The organism is Streptomyces curacoi, from assembly GCF_001513975.1.
In the GTDB taxonomy this organism is placed as follows: domain Bacteria; phylum Actinomycetota; class Actinomycetes; order Streptomycetales; family Streptomycetaceae; genus Streptomyces; species Streptomyces curacoi.
In genome coordinates, this window is the sequence record NZ_KQ947986.1 from 15814 (window position 1) to 35138 (window position 19325).

The following is a 19325-nucleotide window of genomic DNA, read 5'->3' on the forward strand; positions in this document are numbered from 1 at the left end:
CCGTCCAAGGGCGCGTCCCGCTCGCCGTGGCGGTCGCTGAGGTACCGCAGCATGCGCTGGTGGTCCGTCGCCAACTTCCTGTCGAACGCCGGTACGTGGATGCAGCTCACGGTGCAGAACCTGCTGGTGCTCCAGATCACCGGCTCGGCCGCGGCGACGGGTCTGTCGATGTCCGTGCAGGCCGCTCCCGCCCTGTTCATGAGCCTGCTGGGCGGCACCGCCGTGGACCGCTGGCCCCTGAAGCTGACGGCCGCCGTCAGCCAGGCCCTGCTCGGCGCCGTCGCCTTCACCACGGCCGTGCTGGTGGCGCTGGACCAGCTGGACATGACGTCCCTGATGGTGCTGGCCGCCGTGACCGGCGTGATCGCCACCGTCGACGGGCCGGCCTGCGCCCTGCTGGGCAACGACCTCGTCCCGGTGGAGGACGTCCCCTCCGCGATCGGTGTCGGCGCGCTGGTGCACAACGCGGGCCGGCTCGTGGGGGCCGCCCTGGCCGGTGTGACGGTCGGCTTCCTCGGTACGGCCGCCGCGTACGCCGCGAACGGTCTGTCGTTCCTCTTCGTGGCCTCGGTCATCCCGTTCCTGCGTGCGGCGCCCGGCGCGGTCCGCCACGCCGCCCAGGTGCGTGCCGCTCGCGGGCGCGAGCGCGGCGAGCCGGGCCACGACCTGACCGTCCGCCAGGGCCTGCTCTTCTTCGCCCGCCGGCCCCGCCTGGTCGCGCTCGCCGCGGTCACCGGCGTCAGCTCGGTCTTCGGCCGGAACTACGGCCTCACCCTGGCGGTGCTCGTCACCGGACCGCTCGCGGGCGGCGCGGGCTCCTTCGGCACGGTCTCCACGGTTCTCGCCGTGGGCGGCATCCTGGGCGCGGTCCTCGGCGCCCGGCTGCGGCGGCCCTCCGTCCGGCTCGTGGGCACCCTGGCGGCCGCGGGCGGTCTGTTGCAGGTGGCGGCCGGGCTGTCCCCCTCGCTGGCGGTGCTGCTGGTCCTGGTCCTCCCGATGGCCGTCGTGGAGTCCGTCTCGGACACCGCCGGAACCTCCGTACTGCAGACCGACCCGCCCGCTCACCTGCGTGGACGTGTGCTGGGCGTGTGGAGCAGCATCGGCACGGTCTGGGGCCTGGGCGGCCCGCCGGCCCTCGGCCTGCTCATGGAACTGGCCGGGGCCCGCGGCGCCCTGGTGACGGGCGGCCTGATCATCGCGGGCGCGATCGGAACGGGCCTCGCCCTGCGCACCCGCCGGACTCCGACGCCGGTGCCCCTGCCGACGAAGGACGGCGACGTCACGGACCGGGCGGCACTGAGCACGGCTGCCTGACGGGGCGGTGCGGCGGCCGAGCCGTATGTGCGGGGCGTACGGCCGCTGCGGGGCGGGCGGCCCGTGACGCGGGGCTCAGGGGACAGGGCCTGGGCCGGGTCGAGGCGCTCGTGGAGCGCGGGGCTGCCGTAATCGGGCTCAGCGGAGTGCAGGGCGGCCGTAACCGGGCGCAGGCGATGAGTTGCGGCGCAAGGCGGCCGTAACGCGGGGGCCAGCGATGAGGGCCTGGGCCGGGTCGAGGCGCTCGTGGAGCGCGGGGCTGCCGTAATCGGGCTCAGCGGAGTGCAGGGCGGCCGTAACCGGGCGCAGGCGATGAGTTGCGGCGCAAGGCGGCCGTAACGCGGGGGCCAGCGATGAGGGCCTGGCCGGACCGAGACGCTCCCGGAACGCCGCACGAAACAAAGCGGGCCACTCCCCCCCCCGGCTCAGGCGATGAGAGCCTGCCCCGGATCCAAGCGCTCATGGAGCGCCGTGCGGTGCAGGGCGGCCACGGGGGCGAGGAGGTCGGGGTGGCGTAGCAGGGCCGCTGCCTGGCGGTCACGGGTGTCGGGGGACACCAGGCGCCGGAACGCGATCGGTGCGCCGGTCGAGTGGCCGCCGTCGGCGAGCGCGGCGACCGCCAGCCGGGCCAGTTCCTCGTCGGTGAGCAGGCAGGCCGCCCAGCTCGCCACGACCTCGTCCACCCAGGTGCGCCAGGCGAAGTCGTCCGCCTCGTCCTGCGGGGTCGCGTCCGCGCCGGTGATCCAGTCCAGGCCTGCCGAGCCGCCGGGGCCGGCCATCTGGACCAGGGCGGCGTCCGTCGGCGTCGGATAGCGCAGCCAGGCCGCGACCGTGACGGCCTGCCGGGCCTGCACCTCGCCCAGGGCGGCGGCGAGCGCGCCGCCGCACGCCGGGTAGGAACGCGTCAGCCACTGAGTCGTGGCGGCGATGAGCGGGGAGAGATCTGCGAGCACTGCCGGGCCGTCCGAGGTACTGGCGATGAACGGGAATCCCTCAAACGGTAGCCCGTCGTGCCGGACGGCGGACATGCCTGTGACCTCGTGAGCGACGTGGCCTCGCCCACACCGGGACAATCCGAAGCACGGCCGGAACGCGATGGCGGCCTGCGGCGCGTGCCGGCGGACGGGGTGCACGACCTGCTCGAAGAGCAGGAGCAGCTGCTCGGCCTAGCGGATCCCGCCGCCGATCAAGACCACGTCCCACGGACGCTCGGTCAGTGACGTGACGAGGGCGGACTCGGCCGATCCGTCCGACACGACCAGCGTCATGGCCGCGTCGATGCCGTGCTCGCCGAACCGGGCCAGCTCCGCGTCGAGAGCGTCGCGAAGGGCCTTGCCGTCGACGCCGGATATCGCCTGCGGGTCGTACCCGACCACCAGTACTGAGGACATGCGGCCCTATCGGGACCCGTCCGAGCATGATCCACCGGTCGGCGCCCCGCTCAGCCCGCTCGGTCGTCCGGGGGGCCGGCCGTCGCCCGCTCGGGTCCCGCGAGGTGGTAGACGTGGAAGGCCCGGCCGATCACCGGCTGCGCGACGTTGCGCACCTTCACACCGCCGCTGGTCATGCCGTGCTCCGTACCCAGGTGCGCGTGCCCGTGCACCGCGAGGTCGGCGCCCGCCGTGTCGATCGCCTCGGCCAGCAGATAGCTGCCGAGGAAGGGGTAGATCTCGGGCGGCTCCCCGGCCAGCGTGTCCGGCACCGGGGAGAAGTGCGTGAGAGCGATGCGTACGTCGCAGTCCTGACCCTCCAGTTCCTGCAGCGAGGCCCGCAGGGTGTCGGCGCGCCGGCGCGAGTACCTGACGAACTCCTTCATGATCGGCTCACCGAACTCCCCGGCGCACCGCCCCACGAATCCGCCGCCGAACCCCTTCGTACCGGCCACGCCGATGCGCGCGTCACCGTTGCCCACGACGGTCGCCTGCCCCTCCAGGACTCGCACGCCCGCGTCCCGCAGCACGGCGGCGACCTCGTCGGCGAGATCGGCGTGGTGATCGTGGTTGCCCAGCACCGCCACCACCGGGACCGCCAGGCCCTCGATCTCGCGCGCGACCACCCGGGCCTCCTCCGGGGTGCCGTGGCGGGTGAGGTCCCCGGCGAGGAGCAGGACGTCGGCGCAGTCGGGCAGGGTCTCGAACGAGGGGCGGAGCGAGCCCTTGCTCTCGGGTCCCATGTGGATGTCCCCGACGGCCGCTATCCGGATCATTCGACCTCCTCGGCGTGGTCGGGCGCGGAGGTGTCCGCGACCATGATGTCGCTGTGGACGAGGGTTCCCGGCAGCTCCTGGCGGGCCAGGCGCAGGACATCGTCACGGCACTGCGCGGACGGCACGGTGCCGGTCAGCAGGACCGCCTCGCCGCGGATCTCGATCCGCACGCCCAGCTCGCCGAGGTCCCCGGCGGCCAGGTGGTCGGCGAGATGGGCCACCCGGTAGTCCAGGCTCGCTCCGCCGGCGCCGGGAGCCGGGTGTGCGCCGTAGCGGCTCATCGGGACTCCTCCCGTGGGGCGATCACGTTCAGGCGTTCGAGGAGGAAGAAGAACGCGGCGGGCATCGGCTCGTCCCCGCAGGAGCGCCGTACGTCCTCCCAGTCGACCTTCTCGCGCAGGGCGCGGGCCGCGGCGAGCACCGGCCCGAAGTCGCAGTAGTGCTCCGAGAAGGGCTCGATCAGCGCGCGCATGAGGTCGGTCGGCGCCAGGACGGGCATGCGCACCGAGTCGACCGGCAGGTCGTGCGCCCGGGCCAGGATGTCCGTGGTGACCGGCCGGTGGGCCAGCTCGAAGAGGATGTCGACGTCCTGGCCGAAGCACGTCGTCTTGATCAGCCAGTCCTCGGGGGGCGTACGGACCGTGAGGCCGGCTTCGGTCAGTGTGCCGGCCACCGCTTGCGCGTCGGAGCGGCGGATGCAGAAGTCGGCGTCGTGCTGGAGATGGCCGCTGCCGCCGTGGGCGTAGACGGCCACGCTGCCGGCCAGGGCGAACTGGTGGCCCGTGCGTTTCAGGAGCGCGCCGATCTGCTTCGCCGCCTCAAGGATCGCCTGGCTGCGATCGCGGGGCAGGTCCTGGTTGGTGCGCGGCGGCGACTCCTGCGGCGCCGACTCCTGCAGCGGCGGCTCCTGCAGCGCCGACTCGTGCAGCGGAGGCTCCTGCATCGGCGGCTCCTGCATCGGCGGCTGGACCGGGCTCTCCCCTACCGGGCGCAGCTCGGGAACGCCGGGTCGCCGCGCGGGCGTCACACTCTCCCGGTTCTGCGTCATGACGACTCCATTCGCCATCCGGCCGTCCGGCGCAGGTCCCTGCCGGGACCCTGGGCGGGCTCGAAAGCCTCCGAGTACCCGGCACCCGCGATTTCGATACGACACGTCTTCGCCACGGTTCGTCCGGCCCGGGCTCCGGCGTCGCTGCCGGCGTTCGGGTGTGAGGATCCGGTCCTGCGCGGTCGGGAGCGTCGCGCGGGGTGCCGGCGGCGCGGTCACTCCCGCGCGGTCCGGCCGCGACCGAGCGGACGGCGTCGACCCCGGCCACCTTCGAGGGCCCGTTCAGCCCCTACGGTCAACCCGCCTCCGCCGGCGTCCTGTTGACGAAGGAACTGGAGATCGCTGCCCGGGATCGCTCACGCCGCCGTGTAGCCGAGCTGGCGTCTCATATAGGGGGTCATGAGGGTCTTGGCCTTGGCGAGGGTGGTGGTGCGGCTGCCGAGGACCGCCGTCTCACCACCCGGCACGGGCAGCAGGGTCACTCCGTCGGCCGGGCCGAACGGGACGATGAGCGGGGTGCGGTGGATCGGCCGGTAGAAGCGGGGCTCCTTGCGGTGCTTGCCTCCGCTGTTGAGGTAGGCGCGGATGTTGTGGGCGGCCAGGTCCGCCTGGGCGAGCGCGGCGGGCGTGATCTTGAGCTCGGTGGCGTCGTTCACGTCGCCGACCGCGAAGACGTCGAGCCACCCCTGGACCCGCAGTGCCTGGTCGACCTTCACGTGCCCCGCCGCGTTCAGCCAGTCCCCGTGTCCGGCCAGGCGCAGCCAGAGCGTGTTGGGCGTGGTGCCGGTCGCCCAGAAGGAGCGGTCGGCCTCGATGATGTCGCCGCGGGCGTCGCGATAGGTGCCGAAGTCGTTGCCCGGCGCCGTGAAGGCGTCGAGCCGCACCTCCACGTCGTGGGACTCCAGCCAGGCCCGCGCCTTGCGCCCGGCCCGTGCGCTGCCCGTGGAGTGCAGCAGCTCCGGTCCGGAGTGGGCGAGCGTGACCCGGGCGTCGGGCCGGGCGAGACGGATCTCGGCACTGAGCTCGACCCCGGAGGGCCCGCCGCCGACGACCAGGATGTGCTCGGCGGCGGCGATGTGCTGCTGGTGCGTGGCGAAGGACTTCGCCGCCTCCTCGGCGGTGGTGCCGGTGAAGCGGGCCGGTTCCGGATAGTCGGCGCCGGTGGCGATCACCAGCACGTCGTAGCGGAGCCGCTCCCCCGTCGCCAGCGCCACCTCCCGCGCGGTGGTGTCGATGCGGACCGCCTTGCCCACGGCCACGCGGCCGTTGCGCAGCAGCCGGTCGTACGGAATGAACGGGGTGGCCGACCACTCCGGACGCACCCCGGCGCGCAGGGAGGCGATGCGGTGGAAGAAGACCTCCTTGCGGTCCACCAGCGTGACCCGCGCCGTCGTGTCCAGTCGCTTCGCGAGACGGACGCCCGCATAGCCGCCGCCGATCACCACTACGTCGCCGTCGAGCACGCCGAGTCTCCTGTGCTGTGGGGGAAGGACCAGAGAGAGGCGAAGCGTAGCTCTTGAAACTTAAAGAGACTGATGGGGCCTGGTGTGCGTTGTGTGAAAACTGCGGCATGTGAGGTGCGAGCGCCCCGCCCGCATACGACGACGTCCAGGCCGACCCGGTGCGGGGCCGGCCTGGACGTCAGGCGGTCGGCGATCAGACGAGGTCGAACCGGTCCAGGTTCATGACCTTGACCCACGCCTCGACGAAGTCCGTCACGAACTTCTCCTTGGCGTCGTCGCTCGCGTAGACCTCCGCGAGCGCGCGCAGCTCGGAGTTGGAGCCGAAGACGAGGTCGGCACGGCTGCCGGCCCACTTCAGCTCGCCCGTGGCGGCGTCACGGCCCTCGAACGTGGTCTGGTCCTCGGACGTCGACTTCCAGGTCGTGCCCAGGTCGAGCAGGTTGACGAAGAAGTCGTTGGTCAGCGCGCCCGGGGTCTTGGTGAGGGCACCCAGCTGCGACTGCTGGTGGTTGGCGCCCAGGACGCGCAGGCCACCGACGAGGACCGTCATCTCGGGCGCGCTCAGCGTGAGCAGGTTGGCGCGGTCGAGCAGCAGGTACTCGGCCGGCAGGCGGTTGCCCTTGCCGAGGTAGTTGCGGAACCCGTCGGCGGTCGGCTCCAGCGCGGCGAAGGACTCCGCGTCCGTGTGCTCCTCGGTGGCGTCGACCCGGCCCGGGGCGAACGGCACCTCGACGTCGAAGCCGGCGTCCTTGGCGGCCTTCTCCACGGCCGCGGAACCGCCGAGCACGATCAGGTCGGCCAGCGAGACCTTCTTGGCGCCGGAGTTCGCGTTGAACTCCTGCTGGATGTTCTCCAGGGTGCGCAGCACCAGGGCCAGCTGGTCGGGGTCGTTGACCTCCCAGTTGCGCTGCGGCTCCAGGCGGATGCGGGCGCCGTTGGCACCGCCGCGCTTGTCGCTGCCGCGGAACGTCGAGGCCGACGCCCAGGCGGTGGAGACCAGCTGCGAGACGGTCAGACCGGAGTCGAGGAGCTTGGCCTTGAGGGCCGCGATGTCCTCGGCGTCGATGGCCTCGCCCTCGGCCTCGGGCAGCGGGTCCTGCCACAGCAGGGTCTCCTCCGGGACCTCCGGGCCGAGGTACAGCGACTTCGGGCCCATGTCACGGTGGGTCAGCTTGTACCAGGCGCGGGCGAAGGCGTCCGCGAACTCGTCCGGGTTCTCGTAGAACCGGCGCGAGATCTGCTCGTAGATCGGGTCGAAGCGCAGCGACAGGTCGGTGGTCAGCATCTTCGGGCGGTGCTTCTTCGACGGGTCGTGCGCGTCCGGGACGATCTCCGGGGCGTCCTTGGCCACCCACTGGTGGGCGCCGGCCGGGCTCTGCTCCAGCTCGTACTCGTACTCGAAGAGGTTCTTGAAGAACCCGTTGCTCCACTGGGTCGGCGTGGTGGTCCAGGTGACCTCCAGGCCGGAGGTGATGGCGTCCGCGCCCTTGCCGGTGCCGTAGGTGCTCTTCCAGCCCAGGCCCTGCTCCTCCATGGTGGCGGCCTCGGGGTCGGCGCCCACGTGGTCGGCCGGGCCGGCGCCGTGGGTCTTGCCGAAGGTGTGGCCACCGGCGATCAGGGCGACGGTCTCCTCGTCGTTCATCGCCATGCGGCGGAACGTTTCACGGATGTCGCGGGCCGCGGCGATCGGGTCCGGGTTGCCGTTCGGGCCCTCCGGGTTGACGTAGATCAGACCCATCTGGACCGCGCCGAGCGGGTTCTCCAGCTCACGGTCGCCGGAGTAGCGCTGGTCGTCCAGCCAGGTGGTCTCGGGACCCCAGTAGACGTCCTCCTCCGCCTCCCAGACGTCCTCGCGACCGCCGGCGAAGCCGAAGGTCTTGAAGCCCATCTGCTCCAGGGCGACGTTGCCGGTGAGGATCATGAGGTCGGCCCAGGAGATGGACTGGCCGTACTTCTTCTTCACCGGCCACAGCAGACGGCGGGCCTTGTCGAGGTTGCCGTTGTCCGGCCAGCTGTTGAGCGGGGCGAAGCGCTGCTGGCCGGCGCCGGCGCCGCCGCGGCCGTCGCTGATGCGGTAGGTGCCCGCGCTGTGCCAGGCCATACGGATCATCAGCGGGCCGTAGTTGCCGAAGTCGGCGGGCCACCAGTCCTGCGAGCTGGTCAGTACCTCGGCGATGTCCCGTTTCACGGCCGCGAGATCGAGGGCCTTGAACGCCTCGGCGTAGTCGAACTCCTCACCGAGGGGGTTGGCCACCTCGGGGTTCTTGGCGAGGATCTTCAGGTTGAGCCGCTCCGGCCACCACTGACGGTTGCCGCCGCCCTGCGTCGGGTGCGCGGCGCGACCGTGCGCGACGGGGCAGCCACCGGTGCCCTCCGTCTTCGCGTCAGTGACGATCGCATCGGGGTTCTCAGCCATGGGAAACCTTCCGGACTAGGTGGATCACAGCGCTCGGGGTGCGCTGTTGGCGGTGGAACAGTCGGGGCACAGGCCCCAGTAGATGACCTCGGCCTCGTCGATGGCGAAGCCGTGGTCGTCGGACGCGGTCAGGCAGGGCGCTTCGCCGACCTCGCAGTCGACGTCGGCGACGGCACCGCACGACCGGCAGACGACGTGGTGGTGGTTGTCACCGACGCGCCCCTCGTACCGGGCCGGGCTGCCGGCCGGTTCGATACGGCGCACGAGTCCCGCCGCGGTGAGTGCGTGGAGGCCCTCGTACACGGCTTGAAGCGAGACATGACCTACGCGATCACGCACTCCGGAGGCGATGGCCTCGACGCCGAGGTGGTCACCGGCCCGGACGGTCTCCAGCAGCGCTACACGCGCCGCGGTCACCCGCAGGCCGGCACCGCGCAGCTCCTCGGCGGGGGCAGGAGTCTGGGATGCGGTCATGGCGCCAACCTACCGGCATAAACACGAATGATTCAAGAAAACGAATGATGAAAGTTTGGTGAGTGACGCCGGGGACGGGAGCCGGCCTCCCGCGAGGGCGGCTCGCGCACGTCACGGCCGGGGCGCAGCTCACGTACCGCCTCTCGTGTGATCACTCCGCAAGCCATGGCGATTTCAGGCACTTTGCCCGTTTAGCATGCGTGATCCGTTCTCCCGGGCCGGCGCCACCGCGCGACGGGGCCCGGGCGCGGACACGTGTGCCGGATCGCCCGGATCCGATGCCGGCGTGCGTGAGGGGCGACCACCCGGGACCCACCGGCCTTGCGTGCCGTTCGCCCCTGGACGTGCCTCGATGCCGTCCGCCGACGCAAGGAGCGCCATCTCTCGGGCGCCCCCCAACGCGCGAAAAATCATCTCTTCTGACATCGATTCACGCCGTTCCGTCAAGGCCTGGACATGGTCGCAATCCCATCCGTATTCGACGGAGGTACATCGCATGCTCGGAAGACATACCGCGGCTGGTCGCCGCATCGCCCTGACCGCCCTCGGCACCCTCGTCCTCACCGGGGTCACCGCGGCAGCGGCGGCCGCGCCGCCACCCAAACCCGCGCCCGCGTCCGACGCCGCGCAGACGGTCGGTGCCGACCGGCCGCCCGCGGCGCTGCTGCGCGCCCTGGAACGTGACCTCAAGCTCAAGCCGGGCCAGGCGGCCGAGCGGTTGGTCAACGAGGCCGAGGCGGGCGTGCGTGCCGGCCGTCTCCGCAACGCCCTGGGCCAGCGCTTCGCGGGAGCCTGGGTGCGCGGGGCGACCTCCGCCGAGCTGACCGTCGCGACCACGCGTGCCGCCGACGTGTCCGCCATCCGCGCCCAGGGCGCGAAGGCCGCGGTCGTCAAGCGCCCGCTGAGCGAGCTCCAGGCCGTCAAGAAGAAGCTGGACCGGGCCGCCGCTCGCATCGGGGCACGCAACACGCCGGTCTGGTACGTCGACGTTCCGGCGAACCGGGTCGTCGTCCAGGCGACCCAGCGGTCGGCCGCCACCGCCTTCATCGAGGCCGCCGGCGTCGAGAGCAAGGGCGTGGGCGTGCGTGTGTCGACGGTACGGCCACGGCTGCTGGAGGACCTCATCGGGGGCGACGCCTACTACATCGAGAGCTCCGCCCGCTGTTCGATCGGGTTCTCCGTCACCAAGGACCAGCAGCAGGGCTTCGCCACGGCGGGCCACTGCGGCAGCCAGGGGGACAACACCGCCGGCGCCAACATGGCCGAACAGGGCTCGTTCCAGGCCTCCACGTTCCCGGGGAAGGACATGGCCTGGGTGTCCGTCAACAGCAGCTGGACCGCCACGCCCGACGTGGACGGGGAGGACGGCAAGCGGACGCAGATCACCGGCTCGGTCCAGGCGCTCGTCGGGGCGTCGATCTGCCGTTCCGGCTCCACCACCGGATGGCACTGCGGCACCATCAAGCAGCACGACACGAGTGTCAGCTACTCCGAGGGCACCGTCGACGGCGTGACCGAGACGACGGTGTGCGCCGAGCCGGGTGACTCCGGCGGCCCGTACGTCTCCGGCTCCCAGGCACAGGGTGTGACCTCCGGTGGCTCCGGTGACTGCACGGACGGCGGGACCACCTTCTTCCAGCCGATCAACCCGATCCTCAGCGACTTCGGCCTCGTGCTGAAGACCGCGTCCGACCAGGCGGGCACGCCCGCCCCGGAGGACAACGGGGCGGCACAGGCATGGGCCGCGGGCCGGGTCTACGAGGTCGGTGCCACGGTGACCCACTCGGGCGTGCGTTACCAGTGCCTGCAGAGCCACCAGGCCCAGGGTGCGTGGTCGCCGGGCTCCACTCCGGCCCTATGGCAGCGGTTGTAGCAGTCGTCGTACGACTCCTCCGGTGCGGGGCCCGGTTCCCGCACCGGCCGCTCCCCTGCTTCCCTTTTCCGTCACTCCCCCGCGAGCAGCGCGTACGCGGTGGGGACGAAGGAGTCACGGGCGCGGAAACGGCGCGTGCAGAGCCCGACCAGGGCGGTGCCCGTGTCGGGGCGGAAGCCCAGGAAGGCCTGCTGGCCGAGGGTCGCCCCGCTGTGGAAGTACATCGGTCCGCCGTTCGTGGGGTGCCTGAACCACGTCACCGTGTGGACGTGCCGGTGTCCGAGGCCGCGCCGGAGCACGGGTGTACGCACCGCCCGCAGTGCGCCGGGCAGCGGGGAGGCGGCCGGGTCGAGGTGGGCTTCGAGGAAGGTCAGCAGGTCGTGCGGGGTGGCGCGGAGCGCACCCGCCGCCTGGAAGCCGCCGGCGTCGAAGGCGGGGGTGGGCGTGCGACCGTCCTTGCCGTGCCCGACGGCGTCGGTCTTGGGGTCCTCCGCCCGCAGGGCGGTGCCGGTCAGGCCGAGCGGTCGCAGGACGTGTGCGCCGAGCAGTTCCTCCCATGCCGTGCCGGTGGCCGCGGCGATGGCGTGGCCGAGTACGGCGACGCCGAAGTTGGAGTAGTACCACCGGGTGCCGGGCCGCTGCCGGGGGCGCCGGCGCAGGAAGGCGTCGGTCACGGCCTCGGCGGGATAGCGGCCGTAGGGGTTGGTACGCCAGGCGGGCAGCGCCCGTAGGTAGAAGTCGGCGGGCAGGGCGGGCAGTCCGGCCGTGTGCGTGATGAGGTGGGCGAGTGTCACGGGGTCCGCGCCGGTTCGCCGCCCCGGGTCCAGGCAGGCGGCGGCCGGTTCGCCCCCGGAGAGCAGGCCGCGCTGGATGAGCTGGGCCAGCAGCAGTCCGGTGAAGGTCTTGGAGGCCGAACCTATCTCGTAGCGCAGGTCCCCCCGGGGGACCGGCGGGGGCGGGGCGGTGCCACCGCATATCAGGGTGCGGCAGCCCGACCGCGAGACGGCGAACACGACGTCGGGCGCGTCGACGGCGTCGACGGCACGCTCCAGCCGCTCCCGCAGCGTCTCGTCCGGGCCGGGGACGCCGTCCGCACCGGCCTGTTCCGTGTCGTCGGCCAGGTCGCCCGGCCAGGGCGTGGACCGGCCGGTCATGAGGTGGCGTGCGTCAACGCGCTGAGGGCGCGGGAGGTGGCCAGCACCGAGGCGAAGGCGGCGACGAGCGTCGGGTGGTAGACGATGTCGAACACCTCGTCGGGCTCGCCCTCGGGCATGGTCCGCACGGCGGGCATGGCGCCGTCGGGCTGCTGCGCGGCGGCGAAGCCCTCCCAGGCCCGTTCGTCCAGGGTGGGGCGGGGCAGGCAGGCATCGACGACGAGGAGTTCGCCGAGCAGGTCCCAGCGCTTCAGGTCCAGCCAGTCGTCGATCCAGACCGGCAGCCAGGTGGCGAGGTAGTCGGCGATGTCCGGCGGCAGGCCGTCGGGGCGCTCTCCCCAGTCGGTGAGGTGGAACACCGCGTGGGTGACGTCGTAGGCGATGTGCCCGCTGACCGTCCAGGGCTCGGGTGTGCGGGCCAGCCAGGTCGGGCCGACGAGGTCCGCCTCGGGCGGGTGGGGCGTCAGGCCGAAGCGGCGCTGGAACGCGGCCAGTCCGAGGCGCCGGGTCGGGTCCAGTTCGAGGGCCGACCAACTCCTCAGCCGGTGGTAGAGGACGGTGGCACGCTCCACCTCGGGTTCGCTGTACCCCATTTCCTTGTACGGCAGGTACACCTCGAACGGGATGGGCGAGAGCGGCTCGATGCGCTGGCCGCGCACCAGCATGCGGCCGCCGTCCAGGGTGTGCCGCCAGGTGTGGTCCAGCAGCCGGCGCGCCAGGTCGGCCTGCCGTGATCCGGCCACCCCTTCGCGGAACAACACCTGGCAGATCAGGGCCAGTTCGCCGATCGGTTTGAAGCGCTCCAGGAAGCCGACCTCCGGATCGACGTCGGGCTCCAGGCGGAATCCGTCGCGATGGGACCACAGCCATTCCAGGGCGCGGACGCCGACGGTGTGCATCAGACGGGTGTCGGTCATCCGGGCACTCCTTGTCCGCCGTACCGGTTGTGTATGCCGTCCAGGTGCGGTCCGCGGCCGTCGCCGCCGGTGCCGTCGCGCTCGCCGGTGAGGCGGTTGACGGTCTGTGCCGCCGCGAAGGCGGCCATCAGGGTGGAGTGGTAGCACCGCAGGAAGTCCGGCTCCTCGTCCGCTCCGGCAGCGTCCTGTGGGGCCTGCTCCGGGAGCGCGCCGGAGTCGTACTGCGCGCGGGCGATGCGCGTCCACGCGTCCTGCAGGGCGGCGGGGTCGGGCGGGTCCGGCAGGCTCGCCGCCACGATCAGCAGTTCGCAGCTCAGGTCCCACATCCCGGCGTCCAGGCAGGTGTCGAGCCAGGGCGGCAGCCAGTGGGCCAGGTAGGCGGCCAGGTCCGCGGGGACGCCGGCGGGGGTGCGGCCCCAGTCGGTGAGGTGGAAGACGACGTGGGTGAGCGCGTATCCCGAGGAGCGCTCGAACGTCCATGGTTCCGGCAGCCCGCCCAGCCAGGTGCGCCGCAGTGCCTGCGCGGCCTGCTCCGGCCGGTGGATGCCGCTGCGCCGCTCGGCGCGCAGGACGCCGAGCCGGCGGGTCGGTTCCTGCTCGGTGAGGCGCCAGCCGCGGGTGCGGGCCGTCGTGGCGGCCGCGGCCTCGTACCCGGGGTGCCTGAGCCCGGCCGCGGCGAAGACGGAGTAGATCTCCAGGGGGTAGGTGGCGAAGGGCTCCAGCCGCTGGAGCCGGAGGAGGAGTTCGCCCCGGCCGGTCTGCTGCCAGGCGAACCGCAGCAGGTCGGACGCGCAGGCGTACAGCGGGTCCGACGGCGGGGTGTGCGCGCGAACGCTCGTGCAGGTCTGGGCCAGTTCCCCGAGCGGTTTCCAGCTGGTGTCCACGTGGCCGTCCGCGGTGAGCGCCTCCTCGCCCAGGGCGAAGTCGCCGCGGTGCGCAGACAGCCAGGCGAACGCGGCGGCCCCCACCTCCCGGATCTCCCTGACGCCCATGGCCGTCATACGAACGCTCCGGCCGCCCGCATGACCCGGGCCGCCTGCACCTGCAGGGCCACACGCGGGTCACTGCCGCCCATCAGCTCCACGAAGTCGAGGCCCGCCTCAAGCCCTAGGGTCTCGGGCACCTCGGGGAGCAGGGTGAGCCAGCGTCCGGCTCCGGCTGCCTGCTGCCAGTCCCTGCGGCGCACCGCCCGTACGAAGCCGCGGGCCACGTCGACCGGGCGGCGCCGAGCCGCACGGGCCACCGCGCAGTCCTCGCCGGGCACGGCGAGCGGGGCGAGGACCGCGAGCTGGTGCGTCAGCACCTGCCAGGTCGCCTCGTCGAGCCAACCGGCGTCGGGTTCCGCGGCCTCCTGCACGGCGGGCGAGCCGGTGAAGGGCGGGTCGAGCCGCGCCAAGGTGCGACTCATGCCCCAGTGGCTCCACTTGACGGTGGGGCCCGCGTCGGCGCGGGGCGGGAACGCCTCCACCGTCGCCCGGAACGCGGTGAGCGCCTCCGGGGCCGGGGGGACGGGGAAGAGCACGTGCGGCAGCAGCGTGTCCGCTCCCAACACCCGTACGGCCGCGAGGGCGAGGCTGCCCTCCGGGTCGTCCACCGCTCCCGTGCCGGACAAGCGCACGTGGTCTCCGCCACGAAGGGCGGAGACCACGTCGGACGCAAGGTCCTGCACCGCGCCCTGCAAGAGAGCCGAAGTGCCTGACTGCTCCATCAGCCGCTCCCGTCGGTCCGCTCAGCCCTTCTTGGGGCGAGGAGTCGGCGGGGACAGGAACAGCTTGAGGTCTGCGGAGAGGAGCGCCAGCCCGGCGCACTCCCGGCTGTCACGGTAGACGCCGTCGGACTCGACAGGGTCAAGTGCCGCCTCTAGGTCGGTCCGGACGCCCGTTATGTCCTCGATCGCCTTGTCCATGGAAGGCATATCACCATCTCCTCTGGGTCAGCCATAGCCTTCACACCTCAGAGCACCACATGGTCACAAAAAGCGCATCTTTTCCCAATAAACCCGCATGTCACTGATTCGGCATTTTTACTGAGCCGCCAGGGTTCCTCACTGCCGAGCGAAGGACGGAACCTGGGCGAACTGTCCTGTGGCAGGAGCCCCTTGGAGGACGTACGTCAACAGCTCGCCACGGCGACGACCTCGCTGAAGTGCGCGAGCGCGCCGATGAGCCGGGGCGCTCCCACCCTCGACGGTCGCCGCTACGCCGCCTGCGGTTGCAGGAAGCGGGCCAGCAGGTCGTCCAGCGTCACCATGCCGGTGAGCCGGCCCGACCCGTCGCGGACCATGGCGAGCGAGGTCCGGCGCCGGCGCAGCAGGTCGATCGCGTCGGCCACCGTGGTGTCCTCGGTCAGCTCGGGCACCGGGCGGGCCAGCGAGCGGGCGTCGGCGGGTCGTTGCTGGGCGCGGGCGACCAGGACGTCACGGGCGTGCAGCGAGCCGACGACGGTGCCCCGGTCGCGGACCAGGAGCCGGGTGCGGTCGTTGGCGGCGGCCAGCCGGAGGATCGCCTCGGCGCCGGCCGCCGCGTCGACCCAGGAAATGTCGTCGGCCGGCACCTGGAGCTCGCGTACCGGAGTCTCGGGCTCGGTCAGCGAACGGGTCAGCAGGACCGAGTCCGCCTCGCTGATCAGTCCGAGCCGCTGGGACTCCTCGACCAGGTGGGTGAGCTGTTCGCGGTTGTGCACCGAGGCCAGCTCGTCGCGCGGGGTGACGCGGCACAGCCGTACCAGGCCGTTGCTCATCTTGTTCAGCACCCGGATCAGCGGACGCACGGCCCTGACCACGCCCCGGAAGGCGGGCGCGAGCAGCATCGCGGAGCGCTCGGGGTGGGCGATGGCCCAGGACTTGGGTGCCATCTCGCCGACGACCATGTGCAGGAACACCACGACGATCATGGCGACGGCGAACGCGACGCCGTAGCTCAGCGCGTCGGGCAGGCCCAGGTCGTGCAGCACGGGGTCGAGTGCGTGCGAGATCGCGGGCTTGGAGACCGAGCCGAGGCCCAGTGTGCAGACGGTGATGCCGAGTTGGGCGCCGGCCAGCATCAGCGACAGCTCGCGCATGCCGGCCACCGCCGCCCCGGCGCCGCGCCGCCCCTCGGCGGCGGCCTTCTCCATGCGGTGCCGTTTGGCGGCGACGAGCGCGAACTCGGCCGCCACGAAGAACCCGCTGCCGATCAGGAGCAGCACGGTGACGAACAGCGCCATCGGGAAACTCATGCCGGCTCCTCCGCCTTCTGTGCCACCCGCTCGACCCGCACCCGTTCGGGCACGTGCCGGTCCAGGGTGCGTACGTCGATCACCACGCCGTCGCCGTCGGGCAGCGCGACCGTCAGCCGGTCGCCGATGGTCGGGAAGCGGCCCAGCCGGTCCACGACCAGGCCGGCCACGGTGTCGTAGTCCTCCTCCTCGGGCAGCTCGATGCCGGTCGCGTCGGCCACCTCGTCGAGACGGCGCCCGGCATCCACCAGCCAGCCCTCGCCGTCCGCCACCGCGATCTCGGTGACGGTGTCGGTCTCGTCGGCGATGTCACCCACGAGTTCCTCGGCGATGTCCTCGTAGGTGACGATGCCCGCCACACCGCCGTGCTCGTCCAGGACCACGGCGAACTCGTCGTCCCGCGTCCGCATCTGCGCCACGGCGTCCGGCAGCGGCAGGGTGTCGGGCAGCAGCAGCGGCCGACGGGCCGCCGAACCGGCCGTGGTGGCCGTCAGCCGGTCGGCGGCCAGTCCCATCAGCTCCCGTACGCCGAGCACGCCCGCGACGTCGTCCGGATGGTCGCCGAGGACGGGGTAGTTGGAGTGGCCGTGCCGGGCGATCAGGTCGATCGCCTCGGCGGCGGTGGCGTCCTTGCGGACGAAGACGGCGTCGGCGCGCGGGACCATCACCTCGTCCAGCGTCCGGTCGGAGAACTCCAGGGCGTGGTCGAGCAGTTCGGCGGTCTCGCGGGGCAGCTGTCCCTGTTCGTGGGACTCGCCGATCAGGTGGCCCAGCTCCTCCAGGGTGGCGCCGTGGTGCAACTCCTCCACCGGCTCGATACCGGCCTTGCGCAGCAGCCGGTTCGCGGCGCCGTCGAAGATCCGCACCACCGGTCCGACGACCTTCAGGTATGCCAGTGTGGACGCGGCCAGCGACTTCGCCAGCCGCTCCGGGACGGCGATGGCGAGGTTCTTCGGGGCCAGTTCGCCGAGCACCATCTGCACGACCGTGGCCAGCACGAAGGCGAGCACGACGGAGACGCCGCTCACGGCGGCGCCGGGGAGGCCGAGTCCGGACAGGGCGGGCCTGAGCAGCGCGGACACCGACGGTTCGGCGATGAAGCCGACGACCAGGCCGGTCACGGTGATGCCGAGCTGGGCGCCCGAGAGCATGAAGGACAGCCGCTCCAGCACCTTCAGGGCGCGGGCGGCCTTCTTGTCGCCGGCCTCGGCGTCACGGGCGAGGGCGAGCCGGTCGGCGGAGACGTAGGCGAACTCCTGGGCGACGAAATAGCCGGTGCCGGCGGTCAGGACGAAGACGGCCAGCAGGCCGAGTGCGGCACTCAACCAACACCACCCCGCCGCGTGCCGTGCTCAGGGGAAACCTGGCGGGATGGTCGGGGACTGTGCCCCGGAGGGTCCGTCGGTCTGGCGGACACGTGCGCGCTCCTAGTCTCGTTGTTCGTCTGTTCAACGATTCTGGCCGAATCTGTGTTCCCGCCCATGGAGGGCATACGCCATGCGGGGGTGCGTCACCCAGCCGAAGACCCGCTGGACAGCGGGGGTGCACAGCGCGGTCATGACCGCCGCCGCGACCAGCGTGACGGTGATCTCACCGAGGGGCCGCCGGATCCAGGCGGGGTCGTACCAGCCCAGGTACTTGGCGCCCTGGGCGACGAAACCGTGCAGCAGGAAGCCGTACAGGGTGCCGGCGCCCAGCACCGTGCACCACGTCCGGCGTCCGGGCACCCAGGCGAGGAAGCAGACGACCAGGACGGTCGAGCAGCCGAAGGTGACCAGCGTCATCAGGGGCCGTACCAGGCGGGCGCGGCGAGTGCCTCGGCGCTCTCGCTGTGGAAGAACCAGGCGTAGTTCATCCGCGGGACCGCCCAGTACGCCACCGCGAGGGCGCCGGCCCAGACCGGCAGGGCCAGGACGCGCGCCGCGCGGCGGCGGACGAGCCGGAAGTGCTCCGGCCTCAGCAGCAGGCCGAGCACGAAGTACGGCAGGAACTGCAGGACGCGTTGCAGGCCGAGGTCGTTGCCGATGGACGGCGAGAGGGTGGCGAGCATCGCGATGGCGAGTGCGAACGGCAACGGCCACCGCAGGAGCCGCCAGAGCGGGCTGGTCAGCCGCCACAGGAACAGCGCCGCCAGGAACCAGGTCAGATACAGCGGGTCCAGCAGGCTGACGGGGCGGTCGGGGCCGTCACCGGCCCATCGGACGAACAGGGTGTACGCCAACTCGAAGAGGACGTACGGCACGGCGACGCCCCGGACGAGACGTGCGAGGCGCTCGGTGCTCGCGTGCCAGTCACGCGAGAAGTAGCCGCACAGGACGATGAACACCGGCATGTGGAAGGCGTACACGAGCATGTACAGCGCGGTGACGGCCCGGCTGCCCTCGCGCAGGGGCTCCCAGGCGTGACCCGCCGCCACCAGCACGATCGCCAGGTACTTGGCGTTGTCGAACAAAGGGACCCGCTCGCCGGCCCGTCTGGCCGACGCCCGTGCGACCGGCAGCGGTTGCTGCTGTCGCTCCGGTGCGCGTGTGGCTACGGGGACTGGCGTGGCGTCAGCGGACATCGCAGCACCCTAAGCACACGTCCGCACGCCGGCTCAACCTCGCCGTGTGCGAACGCACACCTTATGAGCCACCCCAGGCGCCGGTACGCCCGGGGGCCCCACGCCCAGGCGGCAGAAACCCTCCTGCTAACTTCTACACCACTGTAGAAGTCAGGGAGTGGCCGCTCGACCCGGGCGGCCACCGAACCCCCGTACCCGTTTGGAGTTCTCATGGCCCTGTGGGACCGCATCAAGGAGTCCGCGTCGACGATGCAGACCCAGCTGCTGGCGAGGAAGAACGACCTCAAGAGCGGCGCCTTCCGCGACGCGAGCATGGCCATGTGCGCCCTCGTCGCCGCCGCGGACGGCACCGTCGACCCCTCCGAGCGGCAGCGCGTAGCCCAACTGATCGCCACCAACGAGGTGTTGCAGAACTTCGCCGCCGACGATCTGCGCCGGCGTTTCGAGGAGAACCTGCACCGGCTCACCACCGACTTCGACTTCGGCAAGGTGAGCGTCATGCAGGAGATCGCCAAGGCGAAGAAGAAGCCCGCCGAGGCACGGGCCGTCATCCAGATCGGCATCGTCATCGGGAGCGCCGACGGCGACTTCGACCAGGACGAGCAGGCCGTGGTACGCGAGGCGTGCTACGCGCTCGGCCTGCCGCCGCACGAGTTCGACCTCTGACCGACCGGCATCCGT

The 19325-nt window shown here is 72.1% G+C and carries 17 protein-coding genes and 2 pseudogenes; 3 read left to right on the forward strand and 16 right to left on the reverse strand.

All coding sequences use genetic code 11. The features are described 5' to 3' along the window. Positions 1 to 51: 51 nt before the first annotated feature. Positions 52 to 1314, forward strand: coding sequence for an MFS transporter (locus AQI70_RS09825; RefSeq protein WP_062146625.1), 1263 nt, complete (start codon positions 52 to 54; stop codon positions 1312 to 1314). A 425-nt stretch (positions 1315 to 1739) separates the two neighbouring features. Here AQI70_RS09825 and AQI70_RS09830 read toward each other — a convergent pair whose 3' ends face one another. From AQI70_RS09830 to AQI70_RS09865, 8 genes and pseudogenes are all read right to left on the reverse strand, one after another. Continuing rightward, the gene (locus tag AQI70_RS09830; RefSeq protein ID WP_062148219.1) at positions 1740 to 2267 is read right to left on the reverse strand and encodes a hypothetical protein; all 528 of its coding nucleotides are present in this window, start codon (positions 2265 to 2267) and stop codon (positions 1740 to 1742) included. Between the two features lie 120 nt (positions 2268 to 2387). Next, a pseudogene (locus AQI70_RS09835) lies at positions 2388 to 2705 on the reverse strand (hypothetical protein); the annotation flags it as partial. A gap of 50 nt (positions 2706 to 2755) precedes the next feature. Beyond that, positions 2756 to 3520 (reverse strand): metallophosphoesterase family protein, encoded by a 765-nt coding sequence (locus tag AQI70_RS09840; protein WP_062146627.1) that lies wholly within the window; start codon positions 3518 to 3520, stop codon positions 2756 to 2758. Then, entirely contained in the window at positions 3517 to 3801 is a 285-nt protein-coding gene (locus AQI70_RS09845) for a BON domain-containing protein (protein WP_062146629.1), read from the reverse strand. The genes AQI70_RS09840 and AQI70_RS09845 overlap by 4 nt, the downstream gene beginning before the upstream one ends. Next, positions 3798 to 4568: a hypothetical protein gene (locus AQI70_RS09850; protein ID WP_167358897.1), complete on the reverse strand. Its 771-nt coding sequence runs from the start codon at positions 4566 to 4568 to the stop codon at positions 3798 to 3800. The genes AQI70_RS09845 and AQI70_RS09850 overlap by 4 nt, the downstream gene beginning before the upstream one ends. 356 nt (positions 4569 to 4924) lie before the next feature. Then, entirely contained in the window at positions 4925 to 6031 is a 1107-nt protein-coding gene (locus AQI70_RS09855; protein WP_062146633.1) for an NAD(P)/FAD-dependent oxidoreductase, read from the reverse strand. A gap of 193 nt (positions 6032 to 6224) precedes the next feature. After that, on the reverse strand, positions 6225 to 8447 hold the full coding sequence (gene katG, locus AQI70_RS09860; RefSeq protein WP_062146635.1) for a catalase/peroxidase HPI: 2223 nt from the start codon (positions 8445 to 8447) through the stop codon (positions 6225 to 6227). A 24-nt stretch (positions 8448 to 8471) separates the two neighbouring features. After that, on the reverse strand, positions 8472 to 8921 hold the full coding sequence (locus AQI70_RS09865; protein ID WP_003995960.1) for a Fur family transcriptional regulator: 450 nt from the start codon (positions 8919 to 8921) through the stop codon (positions 8472 to 8474). A 496-nt stretch (positions 8922 to 9417) separates the two neighbouring features. Here AQI70_RS09865 and AQI70_RS09870 point away from each other — a divergent pair, with 496 nt between their 5' ends. After that, complete coding sequence (locus tag AQI70_RS09870; RefSeq protein WP_062146637.1) at positions 9418 to 10794, forward strand: alpha-lytic protease prodomain-containing protein; 1377 nt, start codon at positions 9418 to 9420, stop codon at positions 10792 to 10794. A gap of 71 nt (positions 10795 to 10865) precedes the next feature. Here AQI70_RS09870 and AQI70_RS09875 read toward each other — a convergent pair whose 3' ends face one another. From AQI70_RS09875 to AQI70_RS09910, 8 genes and pseudogenes are all read right to left on the reverse strand, one after another. Then, on the reverse strand, positions 10866 to 11948 hold the full coding sequence (locus tag AQI70_RS09875) for a serine hydrolase domain-containing protein (RefSeq protein ID WP_062146638.1): 1083 nt from the start codon (positions 11946 to 11948) through the stop codon (positions 10866 to 10868). Then, positions 11945 to 12865: a DUF6895 family protein gene (locus AQI70_RS09880; protein WP_062146640.1), complete on the reverse strand. Its 921-nt coding sequence runs from the start codon at positions 12863 to 12865 to the stop codon at positions 11945 to 11947. Before AQI70_RS09880 ends, AQI70_RS09875 begins: the two co-directional genes overlap by 4 nt. Then, entirely contained in the window at positions 12862 to 13866 is a 1005-nt protein-coding gene (locus AQI70_RS09885; protein ID WP_062146642.1) for a DUF6895 family protein, read from the reverse strand. Before AQI70_RS09885 ends, AQI70_RS09880 begins: the two co-directional genes overlap by 4 nt. Then, the gene (locus AQI70_RS09890) at positions 13863 to 14573 is read right to left on the reverse strand and encodes a hypothetical protein (RefSeq protein WP_062146644.1); all 711 of its coding nucleotides are present in this window, start codon (positions 14571 to 14573) and stop codon (positions 13863 to 13865) included. Before AQI70_RS09890 ends, AQI70_RS09885 begins: the two co-directional genes overlap by 4 nt. Positions 14574 to 14594: 21 nt before the next feature. Then, positions 14595 to 14780 carry a hypothetical protein gene (locus AQI70_RS09895; RefSeq protein WP_062146646.1) on the reverse strand — a complete coding sequence of 62 codons (186 nt, stop codon included), beginning with the start codon at positions 14778 to 14780 and terminating at the stop codon, positions 14595 to 14597. 281 nt (positions 14781 to 15061) lie between these two features. Further along, on the reverse strand, positions 15062 to 16081 hold the full coding sequence (locus AQI70_RS09900) for a hemolysin family protein (protein WP_062146648.1): 1020 nt from the start codon (positions 16079 to 16081) through the stop codon (positions 15062 to 15064). Then, entirely contained in the window at positions 16078 to 17406 is a 1329-nt protein-coding gene (locus AQI70_RS09905) for a hemolysin family protein (RefSeq protein WP_062146650.1), read from the reverse strand. The genes AQI70_RS09900 and AQI70_RS09905 overlap by 4 nt, the downstream gene beginning before the upstream one ends. A gap of 123 nt (positions 17407 to 17529) precedes the next feature. Then, positions 17530 to 18644, reverse strand: a pseudogene (locus AQI70_RS09910) (acyltransferase family protein). 210 nt (positions 18645 to 18854) lie between these two features. On the opposite strand from AQI70_RS09910, the gene AQI70_RS09915 reads away from it, so the two are divergent. Next, positions 18855 to 19310 (forward strand): tellurite resistance TerB family protein, encoded by a 456-nt coding sequence (locus AQI70_RS09915; RefSeq protein ID WP_062146652.1) that lies wholly within the window; start codon positions 18855 to 18857, stop codon positions 19308 to 19310. Positions 19311 to 19325: the final 15 nt, after the last annotated feature.

Excerpts from the sequence above, each read along its gene's own strand:
- AQI70_RS09900 (WP_062146648.1), bottom strand. The coding sequence starts at position 16,081 with ATGAGTTTCCCGATGGCGCTGTTCGTCACCGTGCTGCTCCTGATCGGC.
- AQI70_RS09850 (WP_167358897.1), bottom strand. The coding sequence starts at position 4,568 with ATGACGCAGAACCGGGAGAGTGTGACGCCCGCGCGGCGACCCGGCGTT.
- AQI70_RS09845 (WP_062146629.1), bottom strand. The coding sequence starts at position 3,801 with ATGAGCCGCTACGGCGCACACCCGGCTCCCGGCGCCGGCGGAGCGAGC.
- AQI70_RS09880 (WP_062146640.1), bottom strand. The coding sequence starts at position 12,865 with ATGACCGACACCCGTCTGATGCACACCGTCGGCGTCCGCGCCCTGGAA.
- AQI70_RS09870 (WP_062146637.1), top strand. The coding sequence starts at position 9,418 with ATGCTCGGAAGACATACCGCGGCTGGTCGCCGCATCGCCCTGACCGCC.
- AQI70_RS09825 (WP_062146625.1), top strand. The coding sequence starts at position 52 with ATGCGCTGGTGGTCCGTCGCCAACTTCCTGTCGAACGCCGGTACGTGG.
- AQI70_RS09915 (WP_062146652.1), top strand. The coding sequence starts at position 18,855 with ATGGCCCTGTGGGACCGCATCAAGGAGTCCGCGTCGACGATGCAGACC.
- AQI70_RS09865 (WP_003995960.1), bottom strand. The coding sequence starts at position 8,921 with ATGACCGCATCCCAGACTCCTGCCCCCGCCGAGGAGCTGCGCGGTGCC.
- AQI70_RS09895 (WP_062146646.1), bottom strand. The coding sequence starts at position 14,780 with ATGCCTTCCATGGACAAGGCGATCGAGGACATAACGGGCGTCCGGACC.
- katG (WP_062146635.1), bottom strand. The coding sequence starts at position 8,447 with ATGGCTGAGAACCCCGATGCGATCGTCACTGACGCGAAGACGGAGGGC.
- AQI70_RS09875 (WP_062146638.1), bottom strand. The coding sequence starts at position 11,948 with ATGACCGGCCGGTCCACGCCCTGGCCGGGCGACCTGGCCGACGACACG.
- AQI70_RS09840 (WP_062146627.1), bottom strand. The coding sequence starts at position 3,520 with ATGATCCGGATAGCGGCCGTCGGGGACATCCACATGGGACCCGAGAGC.
- AQI70_RS09885 (WP_062146642.1), bottom strand. The coding sequence starts at position 13,866 with ATGACGGCCATGGGCGTCAGGGAGATCCGGGAGGTGGGGGCCGCCGCG.
- AQI70_RS09890 (WP_062146644.1), bottom strand. The coding sequence starts at position 14,573 with ATGGAGCAGTCAGGCACTTCGGCTCTCTTGCAGGGCGCGGTGCAGGAC.